Source organism: Pseudazoarcus sp. NS36 (assembly GCF_059703705.1).
Genome location: NZ_BAAKJA010000011.1, coordinates 16,140 through 36,291 on the forward strand (window position 1 = coordinate 16,140; position 20,152 = coordinate 36,291).

At 61.8% G+C, this 20,152-nt stretch carries 20 protein-coding genes; 6 read left to right on the forward strand and 14 right to left on the reverse strand.

The window, feature by feature from the left end:
- Positions 1–124 precede the first annotated feature (124 nt).
- The 3 genes from AC6H0R_RS15105 to AC6H0R_RS15115 all read left to right on the forward strand — a co-directional run bounded on the left by AC6H0R_RS15105 (position 125) and on the right by AC6H0R_RS15115 (position 4,025).
- The gene (locus AC6H0R_RS15105) at positions 125–655 is read left to right on the forward strand and encodes a sigma-70 family RNA polymerase sigma factor (RefSeq protein ID WP_497582197.1); all 531 of its coding nucleotides are present in this window, start codon (positions 125–127) and stop codon (positions 653–655) included.
- Positions 652–1,650, forward strand: coding sequence for a FecR family protein (locus AC6H0R_RS15110; protein WP_497582198.1), 999 nt, complete (start codon positions 652–654; stop codon positions 1,648–1,650). The genes AC6H0R_RS15105 and AC6H0R_RS15110 overlap by 4 nt, the downstream gene beginning before the upstream one ends.
- Before the next feature lie 128 nt (positions 1,651–1,778).
- Positions 1,779–4,025 carry a TonB-dependent receptor gene (locus AC6H0R_RS15115; protein ID WP_497582199.1) on the forward strand — a complete coding sequence of 749 codons (2,247 nt, stop codon included), beginning with the start codon at positions 1,779–1,781 and terminating at the stop codon, positions 4,023–4,025.
- Positions 4,026–4,312: 287 nt separating this feature from the next.
- On the opposite strand, the gene AC6H0R_RS15120 is transcribed toward AC6H0R_RS15115, so the two are convergent.
- From AC6H0R_RS15120 to AC6H0R_RS15175, 12 genes are all read right to left on the reverse strand, one after another.
- Positions 4,313–4,516, reverse strand: a complete 204-nt coding sequence (locus AC6H0R_RS15120) for a hypothetical protein (RefSeq protein ID WP_497582200.1) — start codon at positions 4,514–4,516, stop codon at positions 4,313–4,315.
- 20 nt (positions 4,517–4,536) lie between these two features.
- Entirely contained in the window at positions 4,537–5,211 is a 675-nt protein-coding gene (locus tag AC6H0R_RS15125) for an amino acid ABC transporter permease (protein WP_497582201.1), read from the reverse strand.
- Positions 5,211–5,966 (reverse strand): amino acid ABC transporter ATP-binding protein, encoded by a 756-nt coding sequence (locus AC6H0R_RS15130; protein WP_497582202.1) that lies wholly within the window; start codon positions 5,964–5,966, stop codon positions 5,211–5,213. Before AC6H0R_RS15130 ends, AC6H0R_RS15125 begins: the two co-directional genes overlap by 1 nt.
- Before the next feature lie 3 nt (positions 5,967–5,969).
- Positions 5,970–6,623 (reverse strand): amino acid ABC transporter permease, encoded by a 654-nt coding sequence (locus tag AC6H0R_RS15135; RefSeq protein WP_497582203.1) that lies wholly within the window; start codon positions 6,621–6,623, stop codon positions 5,970–5,972.
- A gap of 19 nt (positions 6,624–6,642) precedes the next feature.
- A complete protein-coding gene (locus AC6H0R_RS15140; RefSeq protein ID WP_497582204.1) occupies positions 6,643–7,380 on the reverse strand; it encodes a transporter substrate-binding domain-containing protein in 738 nt (245 codons plus the stop codon).
- Between the two features lie 54 nt (positions 7,381–7,434).
- On the reverse strand, positions 7,435–8,838 hold the full coding sequence (locus AC6H0R_RS15145; RefSeq protein ID WP_497582205.1) for a TAXI family TRAP transporter solute-binding subunit: 1,404 nt from the start codon (positions 8,836–8,838) through the stop codon (positions 7,435–7,437).
- 25 nt (positions 8,839–8,863) lie between these two features.
- Complete coding sequence (locus AC6H0R_RS15150) at positions 8,864–9,490, reverse strand: ABC transporter permease subunit (RefSeq protein ID WP_497582206.1); 627 nt, start codon at positions 9,488–9,490, stop codon at positions 8,864–8,866.
- Complete coding sequence (locus AC6H0R_RS15155; protein ID WP_497582207.1) at positions 9,487–11,112, reverse strand: transporter substrate-binding domain-containing protein; 1,626 nt, start codon at positions 11,110–11,112, stop codon at positions 9,487–9,489. The genes AC6H0R_RS15150 and AC6H0R_RS15155 overlap by 4 nt, the downstream gene beginning before the upstream one ends.
- Positions 11,109–11,732: a formyltransferase family protein gene (locus AC6H0R_RS15160; protein WP_497582208.1), complete on the reverse strand. Its 624-nt coding sequence runs from the start codon at positions 11,730–11,732 to the stop codon at positions 11,109–11,111. Before AC6H0R_RS15160 ends, AC6H0R_RS15155 begins: the two co-directional genes overlap by 4 nt.
- Positions 11,733–11,830: 98 nt before the next feature.
- Positions 11,831–13,039, reverse strand: a complete 1,209-nt coding sequence (locus AC6H0R_RS15165; protein ID WP_497582209.1) for an FAD-dependent oxidoreductase — start codon at positions 13,037–13,039, stop codon at positions 11,831–11,833.
- Positions 13,040–13,050: 11 nt separating this feature from the next.
- Positions 13,051–13,452: a sugar 3,4-ketoisomerase gene (locus AC6H0R_RS15170; protein WP_497582210.1), complete on the reverse strand. Its 402-nt coding sequence runs from the start codon at positions 13,450–13,452 to the stop codon at positions 13,051–13,053.
- Entirely contained in the window at positions 13,439–14,305 is an 867-nt protein-coding gene (locus tag AC6H0R_RS15175; protein WP_497582227.1) for a glycosyltransferase, read from the reverse strand. Before AC6H0R_RS15175 ends, AC6H0R_RS15170 begins: the two co-directional genes overlap by 14 nt.
- Positions 14,306–14,891: 586 nt before the next feature.
- On the opposite strand from AC6H0R_RS15175, the gene AC6H0R_RS15180 reads away from it, so the two are divergent.
- The gene (locus tag AC6H0R_RS15180) at positions 14,892–16,373 is read left to right on the forward strand and encodes a tyrosine-type recombinase/integrase (protein WP_497582211.1); all 1,482 of its coding nucleotides are present in this window, start codon (positions 14,892–14,894) and stop codon (positions 16,371–16,373) included.
- 2 nt (positions 16,374–16,375) lie between these two features.
- Positions 16,376–16,918, forward strand: coding sequence for a helix-turn-helix transcriptional regulator (locus AC6H0R_RS15185; protein ID WP_497582212.1), 543 nt, complete (start codon positions 16,376–16,378; stop codon positions 16,916–16,918).
- A gap of 166 nt (positions 16,919–17,084) precedes the next feature.
- Here the strand turns inward: AC6H0R_RS15185 and AC6H0R_RS15190 are convergent, their stop codons facing one another.
- A complete protein-coding gene (locus tag AC6H0R_RS15190; RefSeq protein WP_497582213.1) occupies positions 17,085–17,399 on the reverse strand; it encodes a hypothetical protein in 315 nt (104 codons plus the stop codon).
- A gap of 1,128 nt (positions 17,400–18,527) precedes the next feature.
- Between AC6H0R_RS15190 and AC6H0R_RS15195 the strand changes: the two genes are divergently transcribed.
- On the forward strand, positions 18,528–18,806 hold the full coding sequence (locus tag AC6H0R_RS15195; protein WP_497582214.1) for an AbrB/MazE/SpoVT family DNA-binding domain-containing protein: 279 nt from the start codon (positions 18,528–18,530) through the stop codon (positions 18,804–18,806).
- An 88-nt stretch (positions 18,807–18,894) separates the two neighbouring features.
- Here AC6H0R_RS15195 and AC6H0R_RS15200 read toward each other — a convergent pair.
- Positions 18,895–20,057 (reverse strand): IS3 family transposase gene (locus tag AC6H0R_RS15200; protein WP_497582228.1). Its coding sequence is split into 2 segments (ribosomal slippage): positions 18,895–19,799 and positions 19,799–20,057, totalling 1,164 coding nucleotides; the frame shifts between segments, so codons are not numbered across the junction.
- Positions 20,058–20,152: the final 95 nt, after the last annotated feature.

A 20,152-nucleotide genomic window follows, 5' to 3' on the forward strand; every position in this document is an offset into this window, starting at 1 on the left:
AACACCGTGCAGATTGCATGACGAATCAAACCGGACATAGAATAGTAACCATTCTCATTTTTATTTGAGTCGTCTCCTCACCTTACAGGTCATGCCACAGGTGTCACGACGGCGCTGAGCACACGTGCAACATGTCGAATACCTTTACCGCGGCCACCATGGCTGGCTGCTCGGCTGGCTGCGACGCCGGCTGGGGTGCGCCCATCAGGCCGCCGACCTCGCGCAGGACACCTTTCTGCGTCTGATCACCAATCGCAGCCAGCCCCGCTTCGACAGCATCGCGGAGATCCGCGCCTATCTGCGCACCACCGCCCAGCATCTGTGCATCAGCCAGTGGCGACGCCAGGAAATCGAACGCGCCTGGCTGGAAACGCTGGCCGCAACGCCGCCCGACCACCAGCCCTCGCCCGAACGACAGGTCATTGTCCTGCAAGCCCTGCAGGAGCTGGCCAACATGTTGCAAAGCCTGCCGCCGAAAGCCGCAAACGCCTTCATGCTGGCCGTGGTGTGCGATCTCAGCGACGAGCACGTCGGAGCCGAACTGGGCATTTCAGGCCGCATGGTGCGCAAGTACGTCGCCCGCGCAATGGCCGCCTGCCTGAACCTGCGTGCTCGCCAGACCGCACTAGAACTGCGCTGCGAGCCGGCGCTTTGAGCAAACCTGCCAGCATCGCCCCCTCCAGCGCCGTGCTGCAACAGGCCGCCGCATGGTACGCACGGCTGCGCGATGGGCGGGCTGCTGCACGCATTCGGCGGGACTGGCAGTGCTGGCTTGATGCCGCCGAGGAACACCGCTGCGCGTGGCAATACGTCGAGGACATCGCGCAAGGCTTCGAGCCGCTGCGTAGCGTCGAGCAGCCCCGCCACACGGCCGACGCACTGCGCGCAGCGCAGGAGCGACTGCGGGCGCGGCGACGCTGCCTTTCCTGCCTTGCGGCACTGGGCGGCAGCGGCGTCATCGGCCTGATCTGCTGGCGCGGTAAGCAGTTGCCCACGGATCTTGCCGTATGGCGCGCGGACTACCGCACGGCCACCGGAGAGCAGCGCAATGTCCGGCTGGCCGACGGCACCCACCTGTGGCTGAACACCGCCAGCGCGGTAGATGTCAGCTTCGACACCCACACGCGCCGCGTGCGGCTGATCGCCGGGGAGATCTTCATCGACACGGCACCCGATTCCGCACGCCCCTTCTACGTCGACACCCACGCGGGGCGTCTGCACGCACTCGGCACCCGCTTCAATGTGCTGAGCGAACAGCACACAGTGCAGCTGACCGTGCATCACGGAGCCGTGGAGATTCGCACCGCCCGCAGCGGTGCAACGCATATCGTGCATGCCGGTCAGCAGGCGCGCTTCGACGCGGAGCGGATCAGCCTGGCGGGCGCTGCAGATCCGACCCGCGGCAGCTGGACCCGCAACACGCTGGTCGCCACCGACATACCGCTGCACGAGATCGTGCGCGAGCTGCGTCGCTACCGCCGCGGACACCTCGCGCTGGCCGATGAGGTCGCCGAGCTGCGCGTCTTCGGCAATTTCCCCATCCGAGACACCGACCGTGTGCTGAGCATGCTGGCGGCCAGCCTGCCGGTGCGCATCACACGCCCACTCCCGTGGTGGACCCGCATTGAAGCCGAGGGCACTCCGCACTGAGCGCTTCAACTCCATTTTCTGCATTCGAGGTTCCGGGTTTCTGCGGCTCGCGCGTTCTACCAGGTGAGAGGAGCCCCGCATCGCGACGGCTTCTCGACCTTGTCGTCACCCATTACAGGAACCCGCAGATGTCCCGCCACCCCGCCCCACCCTCCTTGCGCCCGCTTGCGCTGGCGCTTCAGCTGAGCCTGCTTGCCGTCACCGGCGCGTTGCTGACACACGCCCCCGCCGCCGTGGCGGCCACGACGGCTCCCGACAGCCGTGACTACGACATCCCGGCCGGCCCGCTGAACGAGGTCATGACACGTTTTGCGAGCGAGTCCGGCCTCTACCTCGCCGGTGCGCAAAAACTCAGCAACGGCAAGACCAGCCCCGGCCTGCGCGGCCGCTATACCGCCTCGCAGGGGCTGGCTGCCCTGCTTGCCGGTACCGGCCTGCGCGCCGTCGCACAGTCTGACGGTAGCTACGCACTGCAGCCGGTCGAAACCTCCGGGGATTCGAGCGAGGCCACCTTGCAGACCGTCGAGGTCACCGCCCACGCCATCCATGCATCGCAGGCCCAGTTGCAACGCAGCCGCGACGCCTTCATCGCCAGTCGCTCGGTCTCGTCCGCCGACGGCAGCACCTTGAGTGCCATGAGCCCGGCCAACAAGGGCGACGCGCTGCGCTACAGCGTGACCGGCATGATGAACCAGCCGGGCAACGGCGACCGCTTCGGTGGCGGCACAAAGATCCGCAGCTTCGGCGACTGGGGCGCGGCCAAATCGATCAACGGCCTGCCGGCCTACACCTCTTCCGATCAGGAAGGTGGCGGTTACTCGAGCACCTTCATCCCGTCCATCGCCATCGACACCATCAACGTTCACAAAGGCGGCCAGGCCGTTGGCTACGGCGACGGCACCGACGGCGGCGTGGTGGAATACCGCCTGAAGTCGGGCCGTGGTCTGAGCGACCATCGACTGCTGTCCTTCGACGCCAGCAACGTGGGGGAGGTGCAGGGCCAGATCGAAGCCGGTGATCACAGCGAGCGCTGGGACTACTACGTCGCGGGCAGCGCCATGAACGGCGACTACGATGGCGAGCCGGCCAACCTGCAACGCCAGAGCGTGCGCGACGTACTCGGCAACTTCGGCTGGAATTTCAGCGACAGCGTGCGCGGCGAATTGCTGGTGATCCGTGATACCAGCCGGCCCGACATCATCCGCAACGGCGCGGTCGAGTCGATCACCAGCCGCGAGAACCTGACCAGCGCGCTGCTTGACGTGGCGCTCGACGACGAACGCAGCCTGCGCTTCGGCTACCTGCGCACCGACAGCCGCGCCGAATGGGCCGCGCGCAACCGCGACCGCAGCATCGACAACGACATCTTCTTCGTCGACCACCACCTCGGGGCCGACTTGTCCGATCGCGTGCGCTACGACGGCAAGCTCGGCATCGAACACAAGCGCACCGAATACCTGCGCGACCAGCAATGGCACAACACCTTCCGTGACGTGTCGCTCAAATCCGAGAACAGCTTCGTCTTCAACGACAATCTGGCGCTCAACGCCGGCGCACGCTACACCCGCTTCGACAACCACATCAAGCTCAATGGCGTCACCCAGGCCGACAACCTGAAAGATGACTCGGTGTTCTCCTACTCGCTCGGCGCCGCGTGGAGCGTGCTCGAACAGACCCGCCTGCGCGCCTCGGTGGCAACCGGCTACAACCGCTTCATCGGCAAGTACGGCAACTTCGGCACCGACGCGCTCAACAGCAGCGGCGCCGGGGATGACATCGTCGAATCGCGCACCATCGAAGTCGGCGTACGTCAGGGCTTCGCGCTCGGCCACGCCGATCTGGCGGTCTATGAAATCGAGCAGGACGGCGTACCGCGCCGCAACGCCGGCGCCCTTGAAAGCATGACCGTCAATCAACGCGGCCTGGAGCTAGAACTGCTCGCACGCCTCACGCCGCGCCTGGCGCTGCGCGCCGGCTACACCCGCGTGCTGGAACTGGAAGCCATCCGCGCGGACGGCAGCAAGGTGAACGGCAACATCTTCTGGGACGGTCAGAGCACCTCGGTGCCCGAACACCAGTACAACCTGCGGCTGGACTACCAGCCCATCGACACCGTGGGCCTGTGGCTGGCGGCCTTCCGTTCCAGCGGCTACGAGGCCGTGGCGGCGGACGATTCGGTGGTGGAGCGCGGCGGCTTTACGCGCATCGACCTGGGCGCGAACTGGGCCATCAACCAACGCTGGACGCTGCGCGCACACGTCGAGAACCTGACCGACGAGCGCCATTTCGGCTCAACGGTGAAGGGCGTGACAGTGTCCGACGAAGGCAAGCTCGGCCGCGTACTGTGGGTCGGCTTCGACGTCGTCCTGCCATAGGGCCTGTTCACAATTGCGCTGGCGGATCGCGTGGGCCTGTATGGCTGCGCCGGCAAGGCGCGCGAAGCAGTCAATGGCCATTCCCTTGACAATGAGCGCAACGCCGCCGGCGCGGCCATACAGACCCACCCGCAGGGCTTGGTCCAAATGGCCCGCATTTCGGCGTTGCGGCTCCTTGCAAGACACCCGGTATTGCGGCGTCGCCGCGCCTTGATCTGCGAGCCATTTGGACCAAGCGCGACCGCCATGGCAAATGTGAACAGACCCTAAGACCGGGCGCAGCGCGCTCAGCGCCTGGCGTACTTGGTGAACACCGTGCGTGCATCCGCGTGCGCACGGTCCAGCGTGCGCATCGACGGATCGTCGTCGTGCGTGCTGAAAAACTCGTCATCCTGCGCACGCATCACCATTGCGATGGCGTCCTCGTCGGCCGCGTCGTACTTTTCGGTGATCAGGGTGGTGACTTCGTCGAGATATGCTTCGTAACTCATGGACATGACAGAATTTCCGTTTAGCGGCGCACGCCGGGCAGCATGAAGCGGCGCTCCAGCCAGCGTGCCGCGAGCACGACAACCGACACCATGACCAGATACACCAGCCCGGCGGCGACATAGGCCTTGAAGTATTCAAAACTGCGCGTGGCCAGTTCCTGCACCTGGGCGAAGAACTCGGTGTACTGGATCAGGAAGGCCACCGAGCTGTCCTTGAGGTTCAGGATGGCCTGATTGGTCAGCCCCGGAATGGCCAGCCGCAGCGTCTGCGGCAGCGTGATCAGGCGGAACACCTGCAGGCCGGAAAAGCCCTGCGCACGCGCCGCTTCGAGTTCAGCCTGATCCAGCCCGTTGTAGGCCGTCATCAGGTAACGCGCGTTGTACGCCGCGACGTTCATCGTGAAGCCGATCACCGCCACCAGGAACGGCGACATGCGCAGCCCCCATTGCGGCAGCCCGTAATACATCAGGAACAGCAGCACGATCAGCGGCGTGCCGATGAAGAAGGAGATGTAGGCGTTGGTCAGCCGACGCACCATGCGGCGCTCGCTCAGGCTGAGGTAGAACACCACCACGCCCCCGGCCAGCCCGGTGACGGTGATCGTCGCGGCAAGCAGCAAGGTGTTGCCCAGGCCGTCGAGAATCTGCGGCCAGTAGTCCAGCACCTCGGCGATGAAGAAGGACCAGTCGCCCATCAGCTACGGCGCTCGCGCGAGAAGAAAGCGCGGATGCGCGGGTCGGCATGCTCGTCGAAGAGCTCACCCGCGATCCCCTCGGCCCGTACCGTGCCTTCGTCGAGGAAGACCACATTGCCTTCGATCGCACGTGCCAGCTCCACATCGTGCGTGACGCACAGCATGGTGACGTTGTCGGCGCATAACTGGTCGATGACGCCGACAATCTCACGCGACATCAGCGGGTCGAGCGCGGAAGTGGGTTCATCGAAGAACAGCACCGCCGGGTCCATGGCCAGCGCGCGCGCAATCGCCACACGCTGCTTCTGCCCACCCGACAGCTGCGACGGATACTTGGCGGCGTGATCGGACATGTTCATGCGCGCCAGTTCCGCCATGGCTTTCTCGATGGCATCAGAACGGCTCATGCCGCGCAGCTTGCGCAGGCCCAGCGTGACGTTGTCGAGCGCGCTCAAATGACGATACAGCGCGAAATGCTGGAACACGAAACCGATGCGCTGGCGCAACAGGCGCACATCGGTACCCGGGCGCATTACGTCCTCGCCACGGAAGATGACCTGCCCTTCGCACGGATCGACCAAGCGGTTGAGGCAGCGCAGCAGCGTGGACTTGCCGCAGCCGGACGGCCCCATGACCATCTTGATCTGCCCCTCGGGCAGATCAAGGTTCACGCCGTTGAGTACCGGCTTGCCGTCAAAGCGCTTGATCAGGCCGCGCACTTCGAGCAACACGGTGTTTTCGGGGGTTTGCGTCATGCTTCAACCACGGTGAAAGCCGGGAATGGCGTAGCGACGCTCGACCGCGCGCACGCCGGCCAGCATCAGCTTGTAGATGGCAAAGTACAGCAGGCCGATGGCCAGATAGATCTCGACCCCGCGCAGCGTGGTCGAGGCCAGCACCATGGCGTGCTTCATGATCTCGGGAATGCCCACCGTGTAGGCAAACGGCGAGTATTTGAGCACCGTGGTGAACTCGTTGATCATGCCCGGCACGGCAAAGCGCAGCATCTGCGGCAATTCGATTGACACCAGAATCTGCCAGCGGCTCATGCCCATGGCCTCGGCCGCAACGATCTCGTTGGCGTCGACCGATTCCAGCGCACCGCGGAAGACCTCGGCCAGATAGGCACCGGCGATCAACCCGAGGCTGAGCATCATCGATACCAGCGGCGGCACACTCAGCCCGAAGGCCGGCAGGCCAAAGAACACGATGAACAGCAGCACCAGCACCGGAATGCCGCGAAACACATAGGTGAACACCGACAGCACGATCTCCAGCGGCCCCAGATGCAGGCGCGTGAGCATCGCCACCGACAAGCCCACAACGAGCCCGGTGGCGATGCACGAGAAGGTGACAAGAACGGTATAGCCCGCGCCGGCGGCGAGCAGCGTGAGGATGTCGAAAAAGCTCATGCGCCGGCGCCCTGCGCGATCAATTCATCCACTTGTCGATGATTTTCTGCAGGCCGTCCTGACCGAGTTCGTCCAGATACTTGTCGAAGTCGGCACGCATTGCCGAGCCTTTCGGGAAGGCGAAGCCGAAGCGGTCGAAGCCGGAAAACACGTAGGCGTCCTGGATCGGCATGCTCTTGCGATAGACCGACGCCACGGTGCCATCAAGGAAGGCCAGATCAAGGTTGCCGTTGCGCAGGTCGGCCAGCACCTCGTTGTAGGTCGGGTAGAGCTTGACCTTGTCGAGCGAATACACGCCCTTGGGCTCCAGGTCACGCTTGATGAAATCGGTGTAAGCCATGCCACGCGGGTAGCCGACGGAATACTTCTTGAGCTGGTCGAGGTCGTTCATGAACTCGATGTTGCGCTCCTTCATGCTCACCAGATTCCAGGTGTTCTCCATGTACGGCTTGGAGAAATCCATCACGCGCTGGCGCTGCTCGGTGATCGAGATGCCGGAGAAGGCCACGTCGGCCTGCTTGCTCACCACCGCGCCGAGCATGCCCTGCCAGTCGTAGGCCGTGATCTGCAGGGTGCAGCCGCGCGCCTTGCAATAGCCTTCGAAAATGTCCAGATCCAGCCCCATGGTCTTGCCGCCTTCTTCATACAGGTTGGGCGGTGAGGCGGGCGAGACGGCGACCTTGACGACCTGCTGCGCGGAGGCGCTGCCGGCGAAAGCCAGCAGTGTGGAAAACAGTACGACGGCGAATCGGTTCATGACGATGCTCCTGATGGATTGAAGGGGCGTGGCGGCCTGCAGATTCAGCAAGGATCACATGCTAACGTTTTTTCGGAAGGCTGAGCCGGCACGCGAGGAATCCGGCGCCACGCCGGTTTCGGCATAGATCAGCTTCTCCTCGACGATCTCGAGTGCGCCGAGCAGGAAGTAATAGGCCTGGTGACAGCCCTTGGGAATCCACAACTCGCGGACTTCCCGTTCGAGACGCTCGTATTCGCGACGATGGGCGGGCAATTCGTCCAGCGAGTTGCGATGTTCGATGGCGGCCGTGAGCTTGAAGATTTCGGCGTACTTGTAGCTGGCAGCGATATCGAACGACGTCTTGCGATAGCGCGGCAACATGCGCAACAGCGGGTACAGCACGGCAATCAGCGCAAGAATGGCGAACCACGCCCGATCAAAGAAGCTCGCCACCCAGTACGAGGTGTAACTCTCCAGCGCCGGCGGGCCGTGCTGCAGATAGCGCTCGGCCACCTCGCTGCGCGGAATGTTGTGCTCGGTGAAGGCGGGAAAGCCGCCCGGGCGTTGGAAATAGGCGGCATCTCCGGTGAAGAAGTCCGATGTCGCGCGCATGAACAGATACTGCAGGGCCGAATGCAGGCCCTCTCGCGTCAGCACGGTAGTGGTCGTGGCCACCATATTCACGTCGTTGCCCGGCCGCGGCGGTGACAGGTCCAACCCGCCCTTGGGCAGCACGATGGTTTCCATGTAGTCGATGTGGCGGGTCAGCGCATCAGCCGTCTGGAAGTTCAGGATGCGCACATCGGGTCGCGCCAGCAGCGCCTGGGCATTGCCCGACTCCATGCCGGCAAGCAGGAACATGCCGTCAATCTCGCCGTTGAGCAGGCTGCGGATGCTCTCGCCAGCCGGCAATTCGTACAGACGGATTCGCTTGCGAGACCCCTCGGGCACGACGCCAAGCAAGGCATCGGCGACCGGACGCGTGCCGCTGCCCTTCAAGCCGATGGAAACACGCTTGCCTTCCAGAAACTCGACAAAATCCGGGCCGTTGAACACCGGGCCAGTGTAGAAGAACCACAACGGCTGATAGCCGATGCTGCCGAGCGAAACGATCCCCTCGTCCGCCGCAATCGGCAGACCACCTTGCGAGAAAGCCACGTCCACCTTGCCGTCGCGCAGCGCCTGCAGGTTCTCGGCCGCGCCGCGCGTGGTGAAGTACTCCACCGTTACGCCATGCTCGGCGAAGTAGTCGCCATATCGCCTGGCAATCGTTTCCAGCGTCGAGTTCGGCTGCCCGGAGGCAACGCGCAGCTTGGATGGCGGGACGGGCGAGATCACATACACCGCAGCGGCAATCACCGAAATGATGCCCAGCACGACATACCACTGATGGCGGCAGAACATCAGCAGCGCCAACAGCTCGTCACGCACACTCAACAGGAAATACTTTTCGACCTTGGGGCTTCGCCGGATCACCGCGGAATCACTCCATCAAGCATTGTCACGAATGGCGCCTGATCATCGCCTGTCTGAGCTGCCCGAGCACCAGGCTGACCGGATAGCAGAACACAAAGAAGATGCACAGGGCGTAAACATAAATCGGAAAGAGGTAGGTCGTGCCGGTCGCCGCAATCACCGTATTGCACTGGCCAACCAGCTCACTGACCCCGACCAGCGATGCCGTACTCGAGGCCAGCAGCGTAATCAGGAAGCCGCCCAGCCAGTTCGGAATGAAGAGGATGGCAGAGCGTTTGCGGCCGGCGCGCCAGTGCAGGATGGAGGTGTGCAGGTTCAGCGCGGTGAAACCGGTCGGAGAGGCCGACAGGGCAATCGCCGCCTTGAGCCAGTCGGGAATGTTGATCACCCCATCGCCAAACGCGAGCTGGTTCGGAATCAGTGTGGCTACGTAGAACAGAAACACCAGACTGGGCACATTGCGGAAAAACGAGACCAGCGGACTCACTGCGCGGGCCACGCCCGGCGCGCTGGACAGTTGCAGCAAGGCCAGAACCGCTCCGAGAGCGGTACCGAAAACGGTCGCCAGCACCGCAATGACGATGTTCCAGTAGAAGCCCTCCAGCAGGAACGGCGTCCACGTCCACAGCACCTCGAGCACGTCACCGATCATGCCGCCCTCCGCGCCTGCAGCCGGCGTTCAAAGCGCTCGAAAACGTGGATCCAGAAGGCCGTCATGCCGTAGAACACCAGCAGCAAGGCATTCATCATCAGGAACACGTTGCCGCGGTCGGCCATGATGGCAATCGTGGCAGCCAGCAACTCGGGCACCGCAATGGCCGACGCAATCGAGGTGGCCTTGACCAGATTGGTCAGCGTATTGCGCACACCGACCGAGGCCTCGGCCAGCAGCTCAGGGATGAAGGCCGGCGTGAAGCGGAACTCGGGGTGCGTCTCGTGAATGTGATCGGCGGCATCGATGAAGGCAAAGGCGATGATCGAGCCGTGGTACAGCGCCAGACAGAAGATCGCAACGAGCGCCGGCGGCAGGCTGATGCCGAAACTGCTCCACACCACTCCGCCGAGCCAGAAAAACACCAGATACATCTGCAGCAGCACCGGCGTCATGCGGCCGAAATTGCCCAGCGCACGGATCAGGCTGCTGAGTACCGGAACGCGCGCCGCAATCACTGCCGCGCCGATGAAGGCAAACACCAGACTGCCGACAATCGTGGCGGCGCACAGCTGCAAGGTCCACAGGATGCCGGTCACATAGCGGTCGCGGTCGAAGGGGTCATACACGAAGGAAAAGTCGAGCCCGAACGTCTCACGCACCCACAGGCCGATGCCCTGCAAGCCGCCGACATCGGCCGACGTCACAAAGGCCGCGTTGCGGCAGGCTGCCGGCCACTGGCCATCCGCCGCACGCTCGCACAGCAGGCTGCCGTCAGCCTCGCGCGCATTCCACAAGCGCTTGGCGTCCTGCAGGAAGCGGTTGGGCTGGATGTCCCAGGCGGCTTCCAGCTCGATCAGCGTGCCCTTGCGATGCCAGTCGGCAACGATGTCGCCGATGGCCCGCTCGAACTCACTGCCGGCCTCAGCACGCGCAACACTGATGGCCCACGGAATGATCAGCGCCGACGGCAGCGGAGCCGTATATCCGGTCCACTCCGGATCCTTCAGATACTGCTGGATCGCCACGTCGGTGTACAGAAAGCCCGCGCAGCGCCCGTCGCGCAGCGCCAACTGGGCATCCCGCACACTGCGGTACATCTGCAGCCTGACCAGATGGCGCTGCATGATCGGCTTGTTGAAATAGCTCCCCTGCAGCGCGCACAACTCGACCCCGCGCATGGCCGACCAGTCGTCGAAGAAGACACCCGGCCTCAGGAAAGCCCCCACTCCTCCGCCGTAGTAGTTCGGTTCGATCACCGTCGCCAGCTGGCGACGTTCAGCCGTGTCGGCAGCCGTGGCAATAATGAGATCAACTGCACCCTGCTCGAGCCGCTGGAAGCGGTTCTCGGTGCTCACGCCCAGCAAACGCGCCTCGACGCCCAAGGCTTGCGCGAGGCGACGCGCCAGATCCACCTCGAAACCCATCGGGCGCCCTGCACTGTCGAGCATGCCGAAGGGCGGGAAATCGGTCTTCACACCGATGCTGACGTAGCCCTGCGCCCGCACCCGCTCCAGCGTGGCGTTGGGTTCCACGGCCGCCCACAACGAGCAGGCCGAGCACAGCCAAACCAGACAGAGCAGCCCCCGGCAAGCGCCCATCAGACGCGCCGTGCGGCTCATGCGGACGTGAGCAACTGCGCGATCTCACGCACCGCCAGTCGCGCGGCCACAGGCGCCGTGAGCTTGTGCAGATCGACTACGCCGGCACCCGCGGGCAGCGCGATACGTTCGGAAAAGCCCACGAGTTCACCGGTGTCGAAACCGTCGTCCACCCGGTGCAGCGCAATCACGCAGTATTCGGAACCGTCGTCGAGCAGCCGCTGAAACGGATTGCCGCCCACATAGTGGGACGGCCAGCCATCGTCCTTGCAGGGATGAAGATTGAAGAAACCGATGCGCGGGTAGTCATACAGGCGGGCGTCGATCTTCTGGCCGAAAGTCGCCATCACGACGAGATCGGGCTGCCATTGCTGCTCGAAGATGCGGTAAAACTCGGGCGTCTTGACCCGCCCGTTCCACACCGCAATGCCGTGCTCCTCGGCCAGTCGCGCCACCATCTTTCGCTCGGCCGCTGCATGGGGATATTGCCAGACACGCTTGCCGGGGCTGACGAAGGCCTGATCCGGGTCATCCGTCGCGACCCCCACCACCACGACCTGATCGGCAAGGTCGCCGGAGATGAGTTCGTGCAGCACGTGATAACCGCGATAGAAACTCCCGAATACGGCTACGCGCAACACACGCTCCTCCCCTCGTCTGGTCCATCACACATCGCCCGCAGGATGCGCGCGCCTTCAAGGCACCGACTTTAGCGTGTTCCCGTGTCAGCGCGAAGGGTTCAAGCCGCTCTGGTGCCGAGCAGACTGTCGGCGATCTGCATCGCCATCCAGGGCGCGGTGGCGTACTTTCCGGTATCGACCGACAGATAGCGGCCACGCCGCACGACGCCGAATTCGTCGCGTCGATGCAGCGTCGACCGCGGGTCACTCAATGCGCCTCGGCCCGCTGCATATACCCAACCTCCAGCCACCTTCACACTCTCGGCAGCATCACGCACTTCCGCAACACCAGGAACATGCCCCTCCAGCGCGCTCATCATGCGCACCGCCAGAGCCTGCGGGTCAGGCATGGGCGGTAGCTGCGGCGACACCTCCGCGCTGTCCAGCAACAAGCCCTCGGGATACCACGAGAGGTAAAAATCACGACCGTTGTAGTTCTTGAGGTCGCCAAACGGGCCCGTGGCGATGACCATGCACGGCAACGACAGGACGCTTGCGGTGCGTACGAACAAGGCCAGCCGGTAGCGATTCGACCACACTGCGGGGAGGGCCAGGCCAGCGGTCCGGTCGATGGCAAGACGGCCCTCCCAAAGCGCATTCACGACATAGTCATAGGGCCCATCGCGATCATCAACGCTGGTCTCGACGTACCACTTCGCATCGGCAGCCTCACGCTCCGGCCCCGCACCGACAATGCGCGTGTTCATTCGCCACTCGATAGCGGGCTCGGCGCGCAATGCATCGACGTAACGGTCTGCAATACGGGTCGTTGCCACCGAGCGTTCGGGCACCGCAAAGCCGCCGATGATGTCCGGTGAAGTGCTGACCCGCGCGAGCGCCTCTGCCTCCAGACGGCGCACCTGGCAGGCAGAAGCATCCACCAGATAGCGGTCAGCCGCGGGATGCGAACGGACGAGCGCGGCAACACGTTCGAAATAGGCCTGCATTGCATCTACGCCAACCACTGACTGACGATGACAGATGAAGAGATCGTCGTCGCGCGTCGTCATGCTGTCGAGTGAGCATGCCAGCAGACTCTCGACCGTCGGGCGGAACATCAGACTGCCTTCGAGCACATGGCGAGCCGTGGCCAGCGAAGGGTCCGCGCTGTACAGAAAACCCAGGTGGATCTTGCCTTCGTTCCATCGACTGGCGCCGCAAAACGGTTCGGCAGCCGCATCGAACAGCGTCACGGCAACGCCACGGCGCGCCAGATGCAAGGCCAACGAACTCCCCATGATCCCGGCCCCGAGAATGGCTACCCGCATAACTCCACCCATCAACTCCAATCAGTGAAATACGCCTCGGACGAATAGGGCTCGCTGGCCAGCACCAGCAACACCGAGTCCGCTTCGACATAAGTCTGACGACACCAAACACCGCTGCTCACCCACAGCATGCCGGAGCCCGGTCGCAGGCTGCATTGCGCCTCACGCCCGGCGCAGCGCATCAGGACATCGATCTGGCCCTGCACGCACACCAGCAGTTGCTCTCCGCTGCGATGCCCGTGCGCACCGCGTGCAAGGCCTGTGGGCACAGCCGACACCGTGAACACCCTGGCCGGCACAAAGGGAAGCGCATTGAAGTCGAACGCCTGCAGCATGCCTCGCTCATCGGCATGCGGCGGCCAGCCAAGAACACGCACTCGTCCGTCAAACCAGCTGGCATCAGCCACGCTCATGCGGCTCTCCCGAAAGCCCCAGGCGCCGCGCGACCGAACGCTTGAGCATCTTGCGACGCATCCTCAGCAAGCGACCCAGCAGCGGCGCTGCCAGCCTGAGCTTGCTGCCGAACGGGAGGTCACTACGACGAATCTCGCGCAGGCCCGACAGGCCGACAGCGTACTTCTGACGTGCCGAGAAATCCCACGCGCGGGACAGGCTGGTGAGCTGGTAATACTTGAAACACAGCGTCTCCGGACAACGTACAAAGCCCCCCAGCAGGCTCATGTGGGAAAGCCACGGCCAGTCCGCCGAGAACTCACCGGCACCATGAGTCTTCAGCCCACCGATGTGCCGCGCTGCGGCGTGACGGAACACACCACGATTGGGCACCCACCACAGCGGCACCTGCGCAAACATCAACGTACCGCGCGACAGCGCATCATCCAGGCCCGTGAGCGCATCGAAGCACAGCAGTTCATGTCGGCCATCGGCATGTGTGAGGGATACGTCAGAGAAAGCCATGACCGCCTGCGGAGTACGGTCGAGCAATGCGACCAGCTTCTCCACGTAAGACGGAGCCAGCACGTCATCATGGAAAGCAAAGAAGACATACTCGGAATTCGCCTGCGCCAGCAGAAAATTGCAGTTACCCACATACCCGAGACGCCGCTCCTGCCGACACACACGAAATCTCGAGTCCCTCGCCGCGTGCTCCTCGCAGATGCGAGCGGTATCGTCGCTGCATGCGTCAACGGAGATGACAACAGAAAGCGCAGGGCTACTCTGGGCGCTCAGGGAATCGAGTGTGGGCTGGATGAATTCTGCGGCCTGATAGGCCGGTAACAACGCAGTGACGCGGCAACTCGACATCGCAAACGAGCCTTTGAACCTGAAAAACAGGCTCAACTGTAACCAAGCCCGGCGGCGCTGAACACCTTGTCAAAAATTGAAAAACATAAAAAAGCCGACCCCAGACGGGATCGGCTTTTTTCGTTCAATTGGTCGGGGCGGCGGGATTCGAACTCGCGACCCCTTGCACCCCATGCAACTGATTCGTGAACTTTCGCGCAGAAAAAACTGACCTCAAGCCCTGGGACATTTTCCGTAAATCTGCATACCAAGAAATGACTGGATACCGTCCCAAAAACTATATCTAGTTGATTATACGTAGCGAGACAACGAGCCAAAAACGTCTACAACTGTCCCATGATGCCCCACACGACAGAAGTTCATCCCTCGAACATCCAATCGCCGACTATCGAAAATCCCCCACCATCTCCGGTACGGCGGCCCCCCAATTGGCCCCCCAGAAAGAAGCCCCACAAAGGTTCAGCCGCGATCCGCCACCGCGGTGGAGCCCTACATTCGTCTGCTCGACAAATTCACATTTCTCTGTATATCAGTGACTTACGGAATACGACCCTGTAAACTTGATGCCATTTTTCAGAAGCTCACGATGGCAAAGACACTTACCGCCACTGAAGTCGAGAAATCCAAGCTTCCCGAAGGGAAAACTGAGCTTGAGCTCTACGACGGCAACAACCTGATCCTCAGACTTCGTAAGCGCACCACTAAAGTCGCGAAATCTTGGCTGTTTCGCTACACATCTCCCGTTAGCGGCAAGCGCAGGAAGCTTGCCTTGGGGAACTATCCGTCGGTAACGCTTGCTGAGGCCCGTGAGCTTGCGCGGGAAAAAGAGAAACTGCTTACAAGCGGCCTCGACCCGCAAATCGAACGAGCAAACATCGAAGCCGAAGCCCTGGCAACCAGCGTTGCCGTTGAGCACGGCGAGATACCGACCACGGTGCGGGACTTATTCGTCAGATGGGATACCGACTACCTGCAGCACCACCACTCCGACCAGGGCGCCTACGTTCGCAGGCTATTCAATAACCATGTCCTGAACCAGCAATTCGCGGACCTCCGACTGGACCTGGTCAAGAAGCCTCACACCATCGTGGCCCTTAATAACATACGAGCGAAGGGCGTGACCCGCACATGCGGTATCGCGCTCACTAGCATGAGGCAAATGTTCAGCTTCGGGATTGATCACGAATGGCTGATGGGAGACCCGACCCGGGGGCTCGAACCGAAAACTTGGAAAGGTCAAAGCCGCGAAGTAGACCGTTTCTTGGAGGAGGATGAACTCCGCGACCTCTACAAACGCCTCTACAAGGGCAAGTTTCCCGTTCGCTGGCAAGCGGCCATTTGGTTCATCACCGCTATGGGGTCTCGCATGGAAGAGACGATGCTCGCGGAGAAATCCCATTTCGATTTCGAAAAACAGAGTTGGCTCATCCCGAAAGAAAACCAGAAGAAGCTCAACAACGTGCCGGCGAGAGACCGAACGCTCTATCTGTCCGACTTTGCCGTTGCCTGCGCGAAGTTCCTTGTGTCGATAGCAGGCGACTCAAAGTACGTGTTCCCGAGTGAACGCAGTAACAATGACAGGGATAGGCCCACAGAGACAAGCACCCTCACCAAGTTGATTCGTGACCGACAGAGGGCATCGGCCATCAAGGGGCGACGCGCTGCCCAGCTGGAGTTGGTCTTGCGCGGAGGCAATTGGACGCCACACGACCTCCGCCGAACGATGTCGTCGCACATGCAGGAGCTTGGCGTCTCACCCGACATCATCGACAAGTGCCAAGCGCACGCCATCGAAAACAGCGTCCGTCGAATCTACCAGCGGGCGGAGCTGAAACATTTGATGGCGGATGCCTGGCAACGCTGGGGACAGCACGTCCAGGGACTACTCGCCAAAGCCCACGAAGAACTTAAGACCGAGTTTGCACAAGAACCTCAAGCACAACCTGAAAACGCGAAGCCTCCGAAAACTCCGCAGCAACAGCGCAGCGTGCGCGCCGGCCGCGGCCCCCTCGGGGAACCGCTGCTAGACATGCTCGCCCCATTCACGCCTGACGAAGGAGAAACCTAAACGTGGCCGACAAGTACAAAAGAGCTAACAGATTCAGCGACCGAGTGACCGTCGCCCAGGCTGCAGTCGAATGGCAGCACTTGACGCGAGAGCAGCAAGAGTTGGTCGTCGTGGAGGATGACCTCCCCTACCTTGCAGGAGTGCCTGAGCTGACCGAACGAGCAGAGGCGCTAGCGGATGCTGCTGAACGAAGAAAAATCAAAGGCTTCACACACACCGAGGACGGCGCTCCGCTACCGCTCAGTAAAGTGACCCTCGACCGGGAGAGCGTCCGAGCGTGGATCATCAAGGTGCAATCCTGGCTGCCCCCCGAACTGCCTACGGTGACCGCCGTAGCCTCAGGCACCCCGCAGGTTGAAGATCAGCTGCTCAGGCTGAACGACGTTCTAGGCCTTCTGGGTATTGGACGCTCAACCTTGTACCGGCGCATCGAAGCCAAGCAGTTCGAGAAAGCTCACTTCGAGAACCCGTCACGCTGGAGGAAATCCTACGTGATTTCTGTAATGCAAGTTCCTGATGAAAAGGACGACGACTCTGACAGTTGAACGTTTCCTGCGGCCACGCGCACCAAAAAACTGATGAAGTCATACGCCACACCTTGGACTACAACAACACGGAAATAGCTGCGCTTTGGGACTCGAGTTCGAATTCGTGTGTGGGATTGAATCGGGGTCAGCAAAAGACGAGCGGACGCGACAGGAGCGCGAAGGATCAGCTACGAATCATCGCCAAGAGGCCGATGGCAACCACCACGCCGATGACGCAGGAGGCAGCAACCGCGCCCAACGCTCCCAGCTCCGGTTTCAGCCAGCAGCAGCCCAAGGCAACCAGGCCACCAACGCGACCGAATAATTTGACGATGATAACCGCAACTATGGACGGCCACAGCCAGTCCCATGAGCTGGCCTTCTTTTCGGTTGTCGCCGCTGGTTCTGTGGCAGCAGGTGCGGCAGGCGCGGGCGCCTGGGGCTGTTGTGCCGTTACACGTATGGTGGCATGGGAATCAAGCGTAACCTTACCAATCATCAGGTGATTCCGGCTGCCCTGCCTCTCTCGGTTCAAGCATAACTTGGCCGAACATGACGTAAACAAGCAAAACATGACCAAAAAATAATTGGCCTGAGGATGGGCGTTTTTAGCCGCACTCGCATCCTTCCGACGGCAACCAGATCAGGTCCTTGTCATCCGAATTTGCAGCAGGCCAGTTGAATGCTTGTCGTCAAGGATGGGGTATGCGTGGCCCGGGATTTGCTCGAAGCGCCTATTGCCCTTGATTGAAGCAATATGGCCCATACGGGCTACCTCGAAATCCTGCGCCTTCTCAATGCGCTGCCCTCCGGAACCTTCATTCCAGGCGGCATTTCGAGCTTTACACGGATACCGAGTTCAGCCAGAACCTCCAGCACCTTGCCTATCTGTGCCGTTTCTTTCCCGCGCTCAATACCGCTAAGGCAGACATGCGACACGCAGAAGTCGTCCGCTCGAAGGCTCTGCTCAATTCGGATGGCGGCGACTATCTCGCCGAGCTCTTGCACTGTCTTGATTATCTTTTGCGTTGCCATACCCCACCGGTAACAAACGAAACGCTGAATTAGTTTAGCTCCCAGTACACTGCTCAGGCACCTATAAACGAAACTATGCCATCGTTTAGGTGCCGCCGCTGCCCACCTTTAAACGGGGTCGGCTACTTGGCTTCGGGTGTTCGTAGGCTGGTGGAGGTCGCCAATCACGTCGGTGACTCAACAGGCGTGCCTGGCGTATTCTGTGTTAACCAGTGGCGTCGCTGGAAGAAGTGAACCGGTCGGCCGCAGCTTCGCGAGGTCGGCATAAGCTGACACCGTGGCTTGCAGTTGTTCAAGTCGAAGCTGGTTCAGTTCCAGGGACGTATGGCCTGCTGCCGGCTCGGTTGACACGAACCTAAGCTTTTTGAGCCTCCTTGAACCGTAGCGTGCTGAGGTAGCCGAGGGGCGATTCAGACAGTCGCTCCCAGTTGTTCTGGAACGACTTTGTGTAATCGCACACCCGAGGAACCTGCACGCGCAACGGCTATGGGGCCCGATAGCCAACAAAACCTAGTCATGCCAAAGCTGGGACAGTAGCATTGGGCACAGATAGTTTTCCGCCGGTACCCCGGCGCGATTTTCAGGTGACTGTATGCGTCAAACACTTCGCAAGATCGGCGATTCACTTGTGCTGACACTGCCACCATCATTCGTCGAGCAACATCGTCTCGTAGAGGGCACTGAAGTCAGCATCCACGAAACCCGAGAGCAGCTAAACGTCTTGGTGGGCACACGTCCTCATTACAAGCTGGCTGACTTGTTGGCCGAGATGCCCACGGACGCAACGTGGCCCGACGGCTGGGAAGATGCGCCTGAGGTCGGGCTCGAGATCCTTCCTGACCCCTTGTCGGAGGCTCTGCGCCCGAAGTAGTCGGTTCGCTATGTCAAGTGCAGAAAAGACAACGGCCACTTTCGCAGTGGCCGTTGCAGGCGGGGCTCTCTGAATCGCCCCGGGTTTTCTAGACGGTTGCGTTCCTCATTCGGAACTGCTGCTCGAACTGTACCGGCGACAGCCCATTGCTGGAACTGTGCCGACGCTTGGGGTTGTAGAACATCTCGATGTAATCGAACACATCGGCACGTGCTTCGGCTCGATCCGGGTAGATTCTTCGCTTGATCCGTTCGCGCTTGAGCAGCTGGAAGAAGCTTTCCGCCACCGCGTTGTCGTGGCAGTTGCCCCGCCGGCTCATGCTCGGGACCAAGCGATGGGCCTTCAGGAAGTCCTGCCAGTCGTGGCTGCTGAACTGGCTACCCTGGTCCGAGGGCACCAGCACTTCCTGCTGTGGCTTGCGGCGCCACACCGCCATGAGCAGTGTATTGAGCGCCAACTCCTTGGTCATTCGCGCGCTCATCGACCAGCCGACCACTTGCCGCGAGAACAGATCGAGCACCACCGCCAGATACCTCCAACCCTCATGCGTGCGGATGTAGGTGATGTCGGTCACCGATGCCTTGTTCGGTTCGCTGACCTCAAACTGACGCTGCGGGTGATTTGGGGCCACAACAGAAGCCTTGCCCCCGCGTATGCCGGGGCACTGACCATAGCCCGTATGCGAGCGCAGACCGGCGTGGCGCATCAGGCGTGCAACACGGTGCTTGCCACACTGTTCGCCCAGATCACGCAGATCGTCGCGAATCTTGCGGTAGCCATAGACTTGGCCGCTCTCTTCCCAGAACTGCCGGATCAGTGGCATCAGACGCTGATCCTGCCTTGAACGGTTCGACTCCGGCTGTTGTTTCCACGCGTAGTAACCGCTCGGATGCACCGACATCATCGAACACAAGCGGCGAACCGGATGCTCAACCGCGTGGCGGTCGATGAACGCGTACCTCACACGGATTGCTTGGCAAAGTACGCTGCGGCCTTTTTTAGAATGTCGCGCTCCTCGGTTACCCGACGCAACTCCGCTTTGAGCCGCCGGATCTCGTCCGTTTGGCTGTCCTGCGCACTACGCAGTTGGGCCGGAACGCCGGAGCGCTTGATCCAGGCGTAGAGACTGTGGGCGCTGACGCCGAGCCGCTCCGACACTTCGGCAACCGGATACCCGCGCTCGGTCACCTGCTTGACCGCTTCGACCTTGAACTCCTCGGTGAAGCGCTGCTGCGCCTTCCTCGTTTCCATTAACACCGCCATCTGCACCTCATTCTGAGGCAAAAAGGTGTCTAGAAAACCCGGGGCGATTCAGACAGGATCAGCATGGCTTCGGGCGGCGACAC

Coding starts and splice junctions, on each gene's coding strand:
- AC6H0R_RS15165 (WP_497582209.1), bottom strand. CDS start 13,039: ATGCGGGTAGCCATTCTCGGGGCCGGGATCATGGGGAGTTCGTTGGCC.
- AC6H0R_RS15195 (WP_497582214.1), top strand. CDS start 18,528: ATGCGTCAAACACTTCGCAAGATCGGCGATTCACTTGTGCTGACACTG.
- AC6H0R_RS15140 (WP_497582204.1), bottom strand. CDS start 7,380: ATGAACCGATTCGCCGTCGTACTGTTTTCCACACTGCTGGCTTTCGCC.
- AC6H0R_RS15130 (WP_497582202.1), bottom strand. CDS start 5,966: ATGACGCAAACCCCCGAAAACACCGTGTTGCTCGAAGTGCGCGGCCTG.
- AC6H0R_RS15120 (WP_497582200.1), bottom strand. CDS start 4,516: ATGAGTTACGAAGCATATCTCGACGAAGTCACCACCCTGATCACCGAA.
- AC6H0R_RS15115 (WP_497582199.1), top strand. CDS start 1,779: ATGTCCCGCCACCCCGCCCCACCCTCCTTGCGCCCGCTTGCGCTGGCG.
- AC6H0R_RS15135 (WP_497582203.1), bottom strand. CDS start 6,623: ATGAGCTTTTTCGACATCCTCACGCTGCTCGCCGCCGGCGCGGGCTAT.
- AC6H0R_RS15175 (WP_497582227.1), bottom strand. CDS start 14,305: ATGTCGAGTTGCCGCGTCACTGCGTTGTTACCGGCCTATCAGGCCGCA.
- AC6H0R_RS15180 (WP_497582211.1), top strand. CDS start 14,892: ATGGCAAAGACACTTACCGCCACTGAAGTCGAGAAATCCAAGCTTCCC.
- AC6H0R_RS15125 (WP_497582201.1), bottom strand. CDS start 5,211: ATGGGCGACTGGTCCTTCTTCATCGCCGAGGTGCTGGACTACTGGCCG.
- AC6H0R_RS15170 (WP_497582210.1), bottom strand. CDS start 13,452: ATGAGCGTGGCTGATGCCAGCTGGTTTGACGGACGAGTGCGTGTTCTT.
- AC6H0R_RS15150 (WP_497582206.1), bottom strand. CDS start 9,490: ATGATCGGTGACGTGCTCGAGGTGCTGTGGACGTGGACGCCGTTCCTG.
- AC6H0R_RS15155 (WP_497582207.1), bottom strand. CDS start 11,112: ATGAGCCGCACGGCGCGTCTGATGGGCGCTTGCCGGGGGCTGCTCTGT.
- AC6H0R_RS15190 (WP_497582213.1), bottom strand. CDS start 17,399: ATGATTGGTAAGGTTACGCTTGATTCCCATGCCACCATACGTGTAACG.